Source organism: Kribbella amoyensis, assembly GCF_007828865.1.
Classification (GTDB): domain Bacteria; phylum Actinomycetota; class Actinomycetes; order Propionibacteriales; family Kribbellaceae; genus Kribbella; species Kribbella amoyensis.
This window is the reverse complement of the sequence record NZ_VIVK01000001.1, coordinates 289,346-302,201: the sequence shown is the minus strand read 5'-3', so window position 1 is coordinate 302,201 and position 12,856 is coordinate 289,346. Positions and strand designations below refer to the sequence as shown.

The 12,856-nt window shown below is 70.7% G+C and carries 11 protein-coding genes; 7 read left to right on the top strand and 4 right to left on the bottom strand.

The genetic code is table 11. From position 1 onward, the window contains the following. Positions 1-107: 107 nt before the first annotated feature. Positions 108-1,691: an MFS transporter gene (locus FB561_RS01490; RefSeq protein ID WP_145802227.1), complete on the top strand. Its 1,584-nt coding sequence runs from the start codon at positions 108-110 to the stop codon at positions 1,689-1,691. 107 nt (positions 1,692-1,798) lie between these two features. Here FB561_RS01490 and FB561_RS01485 read toward each other — a convergent pair whose 3' ends face one another. Next, on the bottom strand, positions 1,799-3,685 hold the full coding sequence (locus tag FB561_RS01485; protein WP_145802225.1) for an MFS transporter: 1,887 nt from the start codon (positions 3,683-3,685) through the stop codon (positions 1,799-1,801). An 84-nt stretch (positions 3,686-3,769) separates the two neighbouring features. Between FB561_RS01485 and FB561_RS01480 the strand changes: the two genes are divergently transcribed. Next, positions 3,770-4,663, top strand: coding sequence for a DUF3027 domain-containing protein (locus FB561_RS01480; protein WP_145802223.1), 894 nt, complete (start codon positions 3,770-3,772; stop codon positions 4,661-4,663). A 28-nt stretch (positions 4,664-4,691) separates the two neighbouring features. Here the strand turns inward: FB561_RS01480 and FB561_RS01475 are convergent, their stop codons facing one another. Then, entirely contained in the window at positions 4,692-5,003 is a 312-nt protein-coding gene (locus FB561_RS01475) for a DUF2530 domain-containing protein (protein WP_145802221.1), read from the bottom strand. Positions 5,004-5,107: 104 nt separating this feature from the next. Here FB561_RS01475 and FB561_RS01470 point away from each other — a divergent pair, with 104 nt between their 5' ends. Then, positions 5,108-6,580, top strand: a complete 1,473-nt coding sequence (locus tag FB561_RS01470) for an NCS2 family permease (protein WP_145802219.1) — start codon at positions 5,108-5,110, stop codon at positions 6,578-6,580. Positions 6,581-6,586: 6 nt separating this feature from the next. Here FB561_RS01470 and FB561_RS01465 read toward each other — a convergent pair whose 3' ends face one another. Then, positions 6,587-7,204: a TetR/AcrR family transcriptional regulator gene (locus FB561_RS01465; protein WP_145802217.1), complete on the bottom strand. Its 618-nt coding sequence runs from the start codon at positions 7,202-7,204 to the stop codon at positions 6,587-6,589. A gap of 76 nt (positions 7,205-7,280) precedes the next feature. Between FB561_RS01465 and FB561_RS01460 the strand changes: the two genes are divergently transcribed. After that, positions 7,281-7,676: a Dabb family protein gene (locus FB561_RS01460; RefSeq protein ID WP_145802215.1), complete on the top strand. Its 396-nt coding sequence runs from the start codon at positions 7,281-7,283 to the stop codon at positions 7,674-7,676. Positions 7,677-7,809: 133 nt separating this feature from the next. Next, positions 7,810-9,870 (top strand): S9 family peptidase, encoded by a 2,061-nt coding sequence (locus FB561_RS01455; protein ID WP_145802213.1) that lies wholly within the window; start codon positions 7,810-7,812, stop codon positions 9,868-9,870. An 18-nt stretch (positions 9,871-9,888) separates the two neighbouring features. On the opposite strand, the gene FB561_RS01450 is transcribed toward FB561_RS01455, so the two are convergent. Beyond that, positions 9,889-10,977 (bottom strand): hypothetical protein, encoded by a 1,089-nt coding sequence (locus tag FB561_RS01450; protein WP_145802211.1) that lies wholly within the window; start codon positions 10,975-10,977, stop codon positions 9,889-9,891. A 100-nt stretch (positions 10,978-11,077) separates the two neighbouring features. On the opposite strand from FB561_RS01450, the gene FB561_RS01445 reads away from it, so the two are divergent. Together FB561_RS01445 and FB561_RS01440 are read left to right on the top strand one after the other, a co-directional pair. After that, positions 11,078-11,527, top strand: a complete 450-nt coding sequence (locus tag FB561_RS01445) for a MarR family winged helix-turn-helix transcriptional regulator (RefSeq protein WP_170284551.1) — start codon at positions 11,078-11,080, stop codon at positions 11,525-11,527. Further along, complete coding sequence (locus FB561_RS01440; protein WP_145802208.1) at positions 11,524-12,825, top strand: MFS transporter; 1,302 nt, start codon at positions 11,524-11,526, stop codon at positions 12,823-12,825. Before FB561_RS01445 ends, FB561_RS01440 begins: the two co-directional genes overlap by 4 nt. The last annotated feature ends 31 nt before the right edge of the window (positions 12,826-12,856 follow it).

The window sequence follows — 12,856 nt, the reverse complement described above, 5'->3', positions numbered from 1 at the left end:
CGGGTACTCGCCCGCAGTTTATCTGTTTACAGCATAGACAGATAGCGGCTATGGTCTGCGTATGGCGCACACAGTGTGCGTCGTACACAGATAATCGGAGGGGTGTCATGAGCTCACCGGAGCGGGCGGGACGCAAGGAATGGATCGCGCTCGGCGTACTCGCGCTGCCGCTGCTGCTGGTCTCGATGGACGTCTCGGTGCTGTACTTCGCGGTCCCGTTCATCTCCGCGGACCTCGGCGTGTCGGCGACCGAGCAGCTGTGGATCTTCGACATCTACGGCTTCGTCCTGGCCGGCCTGCTGATCACGATGGGCTCGCTCGGCGACCGGATCGGCAGGCGCCGGCTGCTGCTGATCGGTGCGGTCGGGTTCGGCCTGGCCTCGCTCGCGGCCGCCTACGCGCAGAACCCGGAGCAGCTGATCGCGGCCCGCGCGGTCCTCGGTCTCGGCGGGGCGACGCTGATGCCGTCGACGCTGGCGCTGATCCGGAACCTGTTCCACGACCCGGTCCAGCGCGGGAAGGCGATCGCGTTCTGGAGCGCGGTGATGCTGGGCGGGATCTCGCTCGGCCCGGTGCTCGGCGGATTCCTGCTCGAGCACTTCTGGTGGGGCTCGGTGTTCCTGATCAACACCCCGGCGATGGTGCTGCTGCTGATCCTGGCACCGCTGCTGCTGCCCGAGTTCAAGGCGCCGGTCCGCGGCCGGTTCGACCTGCTCGGCTCGGTGCTGTCGCTGGCCACGGTGCTGCCGGTGATCTGGGGGATCAAGGAGCTGGCCGCGCACGGGATCGGGGTGGCGCCGGTGGCCGCGATCGTGGCCGGGCTGCTCCTCGGCGCCGCCTTCCTGCGCCGCCAGCGGACCGCGACGCATCCGATGATCGAGTTGCCGATGTTCCGCAACCGCGCGTTCAGCGGGGCACTCGCGGCGAACGCGATCGGCATGGTCGCGCTGGTCGGCAACGCGGTCTTCATGACCCAGTACCTGCAGCTGGTGCTCGGGATGGGCCCGCTCGAGGCCGCGTTGTGGTCGCTGGTCCCGTCGGTGGCCGTCGGCGGTGCGGCTCCGCTGGGGACCGCGCTCGCGCAGAAGATGGACCGGGCGTACGTGCTCGGGATGGGGTTCCTGATCGCGGCCTCCGGGTTCGTGGTGCTGACCCAGGTCGAGGTGGAGTCGCGGCTGTGGGTCCTGCTGGCCGGGTCGGGGTTGCTGGCGGCCGGCCTGGTGATGGTGATGTCGCTGGTGACCGAGGCGGTCGTCGGGACCGTTGCTCCGGAACGCGCGGGCTCCGCGTCGGCGCTGATGGAGACCTGCAGCGAGTTCGGCGGTGCGCTGGGTATCGCGGTTCTGGGCAGCATCGGCACCGCGGCGTACCGGAGCGACTTCGCGACCGACCTGCCGTCGAACGTCCCGGCCGAGATCGTCTCAGCGGCTCGCGAGGGACTGCCCGCCGCCACCGCGGTCGCCGCCCAACTCCCGGCTGGGCTCCACGACGTGGTCCTCACCGCGGCTCGGCACTCCTTCAACCACAGCCTGAACGTGGTCGCCGTCGTCGGTGCCGTCCTGCTCGCGACCACCGCGGTAGTCGTCACCCTGCTGCTGCGCGGTACCAACCACCCGGCCGCCTCGGACGAGTCGACCCTCGACGCGACCGGCGAAGAAGCCGGCCCGGCCCTCGAAGTCACCGCCGGCTGAACAGGCAGAGCACGTGCGTGGAGCTCCCACCGGCGTGGGAACTCGACGCACGTGGAAGGCGGGTGTGCGAGGTCGGCCGCTTCGTCCCGGGCCTGGCTTGCTCGCCGTCAGCGTTTGCGGCGGAAGGGGTTTCGGCTGCGGTCGTTCTGGTTCTCGACCGTGGTGTCGTCCGCGGCCGGGGCTTCCTCGACGGTGGTTTCGTCGTCCTCGGTCTGGCCGCTCCACCAGGGGCCGATGGGCTGGGGCGGCGGTTGGTCCGAGGGTTTGCGGGGGTGGTCGACGCGGAGTTCGACCGTTGGCTCGTTGGTGCGCTCGGACGGCTCGCGGCGGGTGTAGGCGCGACGGTCCGAGATGCGCTGGACGGTCGGGTCCGTCGGGCTGGTCATCACCGTGCGGGTGGTCGACCGCCGCGGTTCGTTCCCGGCCTCCGCATCGTCGGGCGACCGGTCGGTGGTGGACGGCGCCGGCTCCGGGTGAGAGCGGTGGACCGTGCGAGTCTCCTCGTGGGGTGCGGGAGTCCGCGGTCCGGTCGTACCGCTCTTGGGCCGCAGGCCGGCGGGGGTGATCGGCTTGTTGCGGACGACCACGATGACCAGGATCACGAGGACCGCGGCGAGGAAGCCGAAGCCGACGCGGGGGATGAGCGGGAGGATGATGCCGCAGCCGCCGCCGAGGACCCAGGACAGCTGCAGCACGGTCTCGGAGCGGGCGAACACCGACGTCCGGACGGTCTCGGGGACGTCGCGCTGGATCATCGCGTCCAGCGACAACTTGCCCAGCGAGCTGCACAGCCCGGCGACCAGGCCGAGCACGATCAGCGTGGCGAAGCCGTACAGCACCGCCACGGTGACCGCGACCGCCGCGTCCGCGAGCAGGACCACGAGCACGACGGACTCGGGCTTTCTTGCCTTGAGCAACGACCCGGTCAGGGTCCCCAGGCTGTTCCCGATCCCGGCCGCGGCGATCACCGCACCGGCCGCGAGGGCGCCGTCGATCCCGCTGATCGGATGGTCGCGGAGCAGGAACGCGAGGTACATGGTGAGGAAGCCGGACACGAACCGCAGGCCCAGGTTGCAGCGGATGCCGCGGGCGACCGCCGCCGTGATCGCGCGCCGCCGGGCCTCCCGGCCGGCCGATCCGACCATCTCCTCGCCGGCCGGGGAGTCCACCCGGCTCGGCAGCCGGATCGCGAGCACCAGGCCGATCGTGTAGACGAGGGCGGCCCAGCGCAGCGACCACTCCGGCCCGATCGCCGCGAACCCGGCCGCGAGTCCCGCGCCCACGGTCGCGCCGGCGACCCCGGCGAGCGAGATGCGCGAGTTCGCCGTGACCAGGCTGACGTCCTTGGGCAACAGCCGCGGGACGGCGGACGCGCGGGTGACGCCGTACGCCTTGGACGCGACCAGACAGCCGAGGGCGGCCGGGTACAACCAGGTGGCGCTGTCGATCGACGCGGCCAGGCTCCAGACCAGGAAGCCGCGCAGACTGAGGGTGGCCCCGATCGCCCAGCGCCGGCCGGACCGGAACCGGTCGAGGATCGGACCGATCAGCGGCGCCATCAACGCGAACGGCGCCATCGTCAGCAGCAGGAACAACGCGACCCGGTCCCGGGCCTGCTCGCTCGGGACGGCGAAGAACACCGAGCCGGCCAGCGAGACCGCGAACGCCGTGTCGCCGGCCGCGTTCACCGCACCCAGCTCGATCAACCGGGACAACCCGGTCTGGCCGGCCCCCTGCGCGCCGGTCAGGCCGCGGATCCGGCGGCCGGTCGCCTTGCCCGCACGCCCGGTGAAGTCGGCCGCCTTCTTCGATCCGGAGGCGAAGCCGCTGGCCCCGGTCTTGGAGGCGCGGCCGACCTTCCCGGCGGCGGTGCCGAGCTTCTTGCTGGTCTCGCCCCAGCGCTCACCGGCGCTCTTCTTCGGCTCCGAGGAGGCCGTGCCGGGCTGCTCCGGGCGCTCGGTGCGCCGCCGGTCCGCTGGGTCAGGCCTCTCCATGAGCCCATCCTGCCTTGTGGGAGGGACAGACCGCAGTCACGGCGCGTTCGGATCCATCGGCCGGCCGTGCGAGAATGGCGCATTGTGACTCCCGTCAAAGCCCCGGAATCGGTCCGCGCCAAGCCCGACGCGATCAGCGTCGCGGCGGTCGACCCCGCCCGCGAGGCCGCGATCGCCGAAGCCGGCGCCGCGCAGGTGGGAGAACACCTCGGCCATCTGGTCGAGGGTGAGCGTCTCGTCACCCACTACTTCGCGTCCACCCACCCGGGGTACAAGGGCTGGCGCTGGGCCGTCACCGTCACCCGGGCGTCCCGGGCGAAGACCGTGACGATCAACGAGGTCGTGATGCTGCCGGGCGAGGCGGCCGTTGTCGCGCCGGTCTGGGTGCCGTGGTCGGACCGGGTCCAGCCCGGCGACCTGCGGCCCGGTGACCTGTTCCCGACGTTGCCGGACGACCCGAGGCTCGAGCCCGGCTACACCGACACCACCGAGGCGCCGGACGACGTGCTCGAGGTCGTCGAGGAGCTCGGTCTCGGCCGGGAGCGGGTGCTCTCGCAGTACGGCCGCGAGGTGGCCGCGGACCGCTGGTACGCGGGCGACTTCGGCCCGGCGTCGCCGATCGCGCAGGCGGTGCCGTACAAGTGCAACTCCTGCGGGTACTGGATCCGGTTGAAGGACAGCCTGGGTCAGGCGTTCGGCGTGTGCGCGAACGAAATGGCCCCGGGCGACGGCCGCGTGGTCGCGTACGACTACGGCTGCGGTGCCCACTCGGACACCGTGGTGGAGGCGCCGGACCACCCGTCCACCGAGCACGCCTTCGACACCACCGGGTACGACGAGCTGGCGATGGGCGGCGAGGCCGCGGTGGAGACGTCGGACGAGGCGCGCGAGCAGCTCGCCCAGGCCGAGGCCGCCGAGGTGAAGCCCGCCGACGAGGTGCCGGCCGAGCAGGCCGAGGCCGTCACCGAGCAGGACTGAGCCGACCGCACCGCCAGGACCGGACGAGTCAGTCCTCGTGCTCCGACCGGTGGCCGGCCTGGATCGCGGCCCAGCGGCGCTTGCAGTACGCCAGGCCGATCCAGCCGAGCCCGAAGCCCGCCACGGTGACCCACAGCCACCACTCCAGGCCGTCTTTCTTCAGCTCGTCGCGGAAGATCAGCAGCACCACGAACGCGACCGCCCAGGCGATGATCCCGGTGATCACCGACGGGATGCCGGACAGGTCCAGCGGCTTCACCTCGGCGTGCACCAGCTCACCACGGGCCAGCTGACTGGTCGGGTCGGTGCGCTTCTTCGCCGCCGGCTTCTCCTCTGCCACGGGTTCACTCTAGTGCCCCGGGCCGGAGCATCAGGCCAGGCGGTCGGTCACAGCTTGCCGGGTTCGCTCGCACCGGGCCGGTCCGACCTGGCACGATTTCCCGCATGACCTCGCCCCAGGCTGTCACCGAGCGCCCGCGCGCCGGATTCCTCGACTCCTTCTTCAAGATCAGCGACCGTGGCTCCACGTTCGGCCGGGAGATCCGCGGCGGTCTGGTCACCTTCTTCACGATGGCCTACATCGTCGTGCTGAACCCGCTGATCATCGGCACCGTCAAGGATGGCTCCGGCCAGTACGTCGGCGGTGGCACCGACCCGACGGCGTCGATCGCCAAGATCGCCGTCGCCACCGCGCTGGTCGCGGGCATCGTGACGATCCTGATGGGCCTGGTCGCGAACTTCCCGCTCGCCTTGGCCACCGGCCTCGGGCTGAACGCCTTCCTGGCCTTCTCGGTCGCGACCAAGATGACCTGGGCGGACGCGATGGGCCTGGTCGTGCTGGAGGGCCTGATCATCCTGATCCTGGTCCTGACCGGGTTCCGAAGAGCGGTCTTCGAGGCGGTACCTCTGCAGCTCAAGGTCGCGATCAGTGTCGGCATCGGTCTGTTCATCGCATTCATCGGCGTGATCGACGCCGGCTTCGTCCGCCGTCCGGAGGCGCCGACCGGTCCGCCGGTCGAGCTCGGGGTCGGCGGCAGCCTGCGCGGCTGGCCGGTGCTGATCTTCGTGGTCGGGCTGCTGCTGATCGTCACGCTGTACGCCCGTAAGGTGAAGGGCGCGATCCTGATCGGCATCCTGGCCGCCACCGTGCTCGCGATCGCGGTCGAGGCGATCGTCGGCGTCGGCGCCCGGAGCCCGGAGAACCCGGGCGGCTGGGGGCTGAGCGTGCCGAAGCTGCCGACGGAGTGGTTCAGCAAACCCAACCTGGACACGATCGGCGAGTTCAACCTGTTCGGCTCGTTCGAGAAGATCGGCCTGGTCTCGGCGCTGCTGCTGATCTTCACGCTGATGCTGGCCGACTTCTTCGACACGATGGGCACGATGACCGCGATCGGCGCCGAGGCGAACCTGCTCGACGACAGCGGCAACCCGCCGAACGCGCAGCGGATCCTGATCGTCGACAGCGTCGCCGCGGCCGCCGGTGGGGCCGCCTCGGTCTCCAGCAACACGTCGTACATCGAGTCCGCCTCCGGTGTCGGCGAGGGGGCCCGGACCGGCCTGGCCAGCGTGGTGACCGGGATCTGCTTCCTGATCTCGATGGTGGTCGCGCCGCTGGTCACCCTGGTCCCGTACGAGGCGGCGACGCCGGCGTTGATCCTGGTCGGCTTCCTGATGATGACGCAGGTCAAGGGGATCGACTTCGACGACCTCGAGGTGGGCGTCCCGGCCTTCCTGACCATCATCCTGATGCCGTTCACGTACTCCATCTCGGCCGGGATCGGGGCCGGCTTCGTCGCCTACGTCGTGCTCAAGGTGGTCCGCGGCAAGGCCCGCCAGGTCCACCCGCTGATGTGGGTCGTCTCGGCGCTGTTCGTCATCTACTTCGCGATCGGCCCACTCGGCGACTGGCTGACCTGATCCGGATCACTCCGGACCGAAGGCGCGCAGGAACGTCGCGACGGCGTTCCGCGTGACCTCGGTCAGCTCACCGGCCGGTACCTTCCGGGTGCCGAGCCGGGAGCGGGTCTCCAGCGGCGCGGACAGTAGCGCGCCGAACTGCTCGGCGGCGACCGCGGGATCGGTCAGCCGTAGCTTGCCCGCCAGCGCGAGCCGGGCGAGCCGATCGGCCAGTGCGTCGTTCACCTTGTCCGTGGCGCGGTCCCGGACCAGGTCCTGCAGGTCGGGCATGCTCGCGATCTCGGCGTGCAGCAGCCGCCGCAGTGCCCACGACTTCTCGTCGCAGTAGCACTCGGCCAGGCGCTTGCCCGTTTCGGCCAGCGCCTCGGCCGGATCCCGGTCCGCCCGCAGCAGGTCCACCGCCGCGAGGTTGCGGGCGAGCGCCTGGTCGGCCAGGTCGGCGACGGCCTCGCGGAACAACGTCTGCTTGTCGCCGAAGTGGTTGTAGACCGTGTGCTTGGCGACCCCGGCGGTCGCGGCGACCGTGTCGACACTCGCCTGCCGGTAGCCGTCCCGCGCGAACACGGTGAACGCCGCCGTCAGGATCGCCTGCCGCTTGTCGATCCGTCCCCTGGTTGCCGTCACCGGATCAGGGTAGTCGTATGCACTCGCGCGTGCGCTAAACTGCACTGGTCAGTGCATTCAAGCGAAAGGGTCGACCATGTTCGTCAATCTGCTGCGGTTCCGGTTCAAGGCCGAGGTGAGTGCCGAGGAGCAGGCGGAGGTGCTCGCGGCGATGCGGCGGACGGCTGCGCTGGAGTCGGTCGCGTTCGGCGCGGTCGGGGCCGACTTCGGCGATCCCACCGACGGTTTCACCCACGCGTACCTGGCCGCGATCCCGGACCTGGCCGCGCTGGAGCGGTACATGCACGACCCCGTGCACCTCGCCGGGGACGACGCGTTCCTGGACAAGCTGGAGAAGATGAGCGCCGTCCGCTTCAGCGACGACGAGGACCCGGCGGTCGGGACAGAGGTTTATCGCCTGCACGCCGGCAAGGCCGCGAAGTACCCGGCGTGGTCGCAGCGCATCGACGAGTTGTTCGGCGCCTCGCTGTAGCGGGGGTTTGGTAGACTGTCCGCGTTCCGGGCTCTCCGGTACGACCTCCACCGATCCGCCGGCGACCGGCGTCTGATGGTGTGTGTCGTCTTCCTTCCCACCTACCTGTGAGAGGACGCGAAGAGTCTCGGTCATGGACATTTCTCGTTATCCAGCCCAAGCCGCCCGCACCCAGCGCTTCACCCTCGGACTGCCCCGCTCGTTCACGCTTTCGCCCGACGGCGAGCGGGTGCTGTTCCTGCGGACCCGCGGTCCCGAGGATCGGCAGAGCTGCCTGTGGCTCCTCGACGGCGCGGAGGAACGCCTCCTGGTCGCCCCGGAGTCGCTCGGCGCCGACGGCCCGGTTCCCGAGGCCGAGCTGATCCGCCGGGAGCGCACCCGGGAGCGGTCCGGGGGAGTTGTCGCGTACTCCGCCGACGCCGCGCTGAGGACGGTCGCCTTCGCGGTCAACGGTGAGCTCTGGGCGCTCGACCTCGACGGCACCGCGGTCCCTCGACCGGTACCGACCGCCGGGCCGGTCGTGGACCCACGCCTCGATCCCACCGGCCACCGGGTCGCCTACGTGACCGGCCGGGCCCTGCACGTCGTGGAGATTGCCGGGGGCAACGATCGCGAGGTGGCCGGCTCGGATGATCCCGAGGTCGGCTGGGGGCTCGCCGAGCACGTCGCCTCCGAGTCGATGCATCGGACCCGCGGCCACTGGTGGTCCCCGGACGGCACCAGGCTGCTCGCCGCCCGCGTCGACCAGACCCCGGTCCAACGCTGGTGGATCGCCGACCCCGCGAACCCGGACCGTCCACCCCGCGAGATCGCGTACCCGGCCGCCGGTACCGCCAACGCACTCGTCTCGCTGCACGTGCTCGGCCTCGACGGCTCGGCGACCGAGATCGGTTGGGACCGGACCGCCTTCGAGTACCTGGTCTCCGCCGGCTGGGATACCCACGGGCCGTTGCTCAGCGTCCAGTCCCGCGATCAGCGCACCCTGCTCGTCCTGGCCGCGGATCCGGACAGCGGGAAGACCGAGATCCTGCACGAGCAGCGTGATCCCGCCTGGGTCGAGCTCGTCGCGGGCACCCCGGCGCGAACGGCCTCGGGCAAGCTCGTCCACGTCCGGGACACGGCCGACTCGCGGCAGCTGACCGTCGACGGCGAGCCGGTGACGCCCGAGGGGGTGCAGGTCCGGTCCGTCCTCGAGGTCACCGGGGAGTCGGTGCTGTTCGAGGGAAACGACGAACCGACCGAGCGCCACCTGTGGTCGTACGACGAGACCGGGCTGCGTCGTCTGACCGACGAACCCGGCCTCCACACCGGGACCAGGGCAGGTGGGACGTTGCTCCTGGCATCGAATACCGAAGCGGGCAGGGCGTTCGTGGTCCGGCGGGACGGGGCCGCCGATCGGGAGCTCCGGTCCCTCGCCGCGAAGCCGGTCGTGACCCCACGGATCACCTGGTTGCGCGCGGGCGAGCAGGACCTGCGTACTGCGTTGCTGCTGCCGTCCTGGTACGAGCCGGGGCGCCGTCTTCCGGTACTGATGGCGCCGTACGGAGGTCCGGCGATGCAGCTGGTCGTCCGGGCCACCGGGGCGTGGTACGCGACCGCGCAGTGGTACGCCGAGTCCGGGTTCGCCGTGGTGATCGCGGACGGGCGGGGGACACCGGGCCGGGGTCCCGCGTGGGACAAGACGGTGCACGGGGACACGCTGTCCCTGCCGCTGGCGGATCAGGTGATCGCGGTCCGCGCGGCCGCCGAGTACTGCGCGGACCTGGATCTCGCCCGCGTCGGGATCATCGGCTGGAGCTACGGCGGTACCCTCGCGGCGGCCGCGGTCCTGCGGCACCCGGACGTGTTCCACGCGGCCGTGGCGGGTGCGCCGGTGATCGACCAGCGGTTGTACGACACGCACTGGCGGGAGCGGTTCATCGGTCGCCCGGACGAGCACCCGGAGGCGTACGAGAAGTCCTCGCCGATCCGTGACGCGGCCACCCTGAGCCGGCCGTTGCTGCTGGTACACGGTCTCGCCGACGACAACGTGGTCGCCGCGAACACGCTGCGGATGTCGGCCGCCCTGCTCGCCGCGGGTCGCCCGCACCAGGTGCTGCCGTTGGCGGGCGCCACCCACTCACCGTCCGATCCGGCGACAGCCGAGGGGTTGCTGCGGCACCAGCTGCGGTTCCTCCAGGACGCGCTCGGCTGAGTCGTCCGGCCCGGATGGTCAGTGCGGCGTGAGCCTCGCCCGCAACTCGAGGTACTGGGCCCGGTCCTCGAACACCGCTCGCAGCTCGATCGCGACGGTGTCCAGGAACTCGGTCCGGTACGTCGAGTCGGTGAGCAGCGCGATCGAGTAGTAGAGCCCGGTGAAGTTGGCGATGCCGACGGCCACCTTCACCAGGGCCGCGCTGAGCAGCAGTGGGTGATCGAGCAGCCAGATCTCGTACGACCAGCCACCCGGATCGATGCCCCAGCTCTCGTAGATGTTCGCGCTGATCGCGAGCATGCCGAAGGCAACGAAGAAGAGGCCGACCCCGGTGCTCACCACGATCACCTGGAGCCACTGCCGGATCACCAGGCTGATGCTCAGGTTGAGCCGCTGGATCCGGCGCAGCGGCGGACCGGAGGCAGCCTCTCGCTCGATCCGGTCCAGCTCCTGCGGCAGCCGCAGCACCAGGAAGACGTTGCTGAGCAGCGCGAACGCGATCGCGAAGAAGACGATGAAGCTGACCGGCATCCCGGCGAACACCTGCCACATCTCGGTGTTCACGAACAGCACCAGCGAGAAGACCAGGAGCAACGGCAACGCCCGGACCAGGCTGGCGATCGAGTTCGCCAGCTCCCCGGCCAGCCGGCGCAGGCCCCACAGGGTGGTCCCGATCAGGCCGTACCCGACCACCAGGTACACCAGGCCGATCAGCAGCAGGTTGCCGGCCGCGATCCCGAAGAACTGCCGCAGCTGCCCCTCGGAGACCAGCGGCAGCAACGCGGGCAGCAGCACGAACACGGCCAGCTCGGGGATGCCGAACCGGGTCGGCAGTGACCAGAACGGCCGGCCGCGAAGTCCGTTCAGCAGCCCGAACCCGCCGACCAGGACCGCCAGCCCGCCGAGCGCGGTGAGCAGGTTGACCCAGATCGGCCAGTCCAGTGACGTCGCCCCGAGCATCTCCGCGATGAACACCAGCGCCAGCAGTGGTATGGCCCGATTGAAGATGTCGTGTGTCGGCGAGAAGTCCTCGATGAACAGCGGCAACCCGGCCCGCCGGAACCGCTGCTCGTACCGCGCCACCTCGGAGGCCGCTGTCGTCCCCATGAGCGCGGAGCCTAGCGTCCCCGCCGCACCCCGTTGTCCGCGGGGCGGAATGTCCGGTCAACTTTTTTCGTTAGCAAAGGTAATGAGTTATGCTAACGACATGCCCTCCGTCGTAGCCCAGCAGGTGAAGAGCGACGTCGGCCTCGCGTCCGCACTGCGGTCCTCAACCCTCCGGCTGTCCCGGCAGATCCGGCGGCAGCGCGAGGAAGGCCACGACCTGACCGCGAACCAGCTCGGCGTCCTCGGCGCCCTCGCCAAGCATGAGGCGATGACGCTCGGCGAGCTGGCCGCGCACGAGCAGGTCAAGCCGCCGTCGATGACGCGCATCGTGTCGAACATGGAGGAGGCGGGCCTGGTGGTCCGCCGCCCGCACGAGACCGACAAGCGCCAGATCCTGGTCGAGCTGACCGAGTCCGCGCACGCGCTGATCGCCGCCAACCGCCGGCGCCGCGACGAATGGCTGCAGACGAAACTGAAGCAACTGACCCCTGAGGAGCGCGACATCCTGCGCAAGGCAGCCCCTGTCCTCGAACGGCTGGCGGCCCGATGAGCCCGACCTTCCGGGCGTTCAAGGTCCGCAACTACCGTCTCTACGCCTCCGGTGCGATCGTCTCGAACGTCGGCACCTGGATGCAGCGGGTCGCCCAGGACTGGCTGGTCCTGGAGCTGACCCACTCCGGCACGGCGCTCGGCATCGTGACCGGCCTGCAGTTCCTGCCCGCCCTGCTGCTCGGCCCGTACGCCGGGCTGGTGGCCGACCGGTTCCCGAAGCGCCAGGTGCTGACCATCACCCAGATCTTCATGGGCGTGGTCGCGCTGGTGCTCGGTGCCCTGACCGTGACCGGCGTGGTCGAGGCCTGGCACGTCTACCTGCTCGCCCTGCTGTTCGGGGTCGGGACCGCGTTCGACGCGCCGACCCGGCAGGCGTTCGTGGTCGAGATGGTCGGCCGGGACGAGCTGGCCAACGCCGTCGGGCTGAACTCGGCCTCCTTCAACGCCGCCCGGCTGCTCGGCCCGGCGCTGGCCGGCCTGCTGATCCACTGGATCGGGACCGGCCCGGTGATCATGATCAACGGAGTCAGTTACGCCGCGGTGATCCTGTCGCTGCGGCTGATGCGGGTCCAGGAGTTGTTCTCGCCGAAGCCGGCCGCCCGGGAGAAGGGCATGATCCGGGACGGGATGCGCTACCTGTGGCGCCGGCCCGACCTGATGATGGTGCTCACCGCGGTGTTCTTCGCCGGCACCTTCGGGCTGAACTTCCAGATGACGTCGGCGCTGATGGCGACCGAGGCGTTCGGCAAGGGCGCCGGGGAGTACGGCATCCTCGGCTCGATCCTGGCGATCGGTTCGCTGGCCGGCGCGTTGCTGGCCGCCCGGCGGGTCCGGGTCCGGGCCCGGCTGGTGCTCGGCTCGGCGCTGGTCTTCGGCGTGATGGTGATCCTCAGCGGCGTGATGCCGACGTACCTGACGTACGCGGCGGTGCTGCCGCTGGTCGGGTTCGCCTCGCTGACGATGCTGACCGCGGCCAACGCGACCATGCAGCTCGGGATCGAGCCGACGATGCGTGGCCGGGTGATGGCGCTCTACATGACCGTGCTGATGGGCGGTACCCCGATCGGGTCGCCGCTGATCGGCTGGGTCGGCCAGGAGTTCGGCGCCCGCTGGTCGCTGATCGCGGGCGGCGCGATGACCGTCCTCGGCGTGCTCGGCTCGGTGCTGTACTTCTCCCGTCGCAGCGGCATCGCCATCCGCCCCCGGCTGCTGCCCCGCCCGCGGCTCGAGGTGCAGCCGCAGTCCGAGCTGCTCGGCGAGAAGGCGGCGGTCGACGCCGGCTCCCGGGTCGCCTAGGTCGCACCGGCCAGGCGCGCCCGGGCGGGCG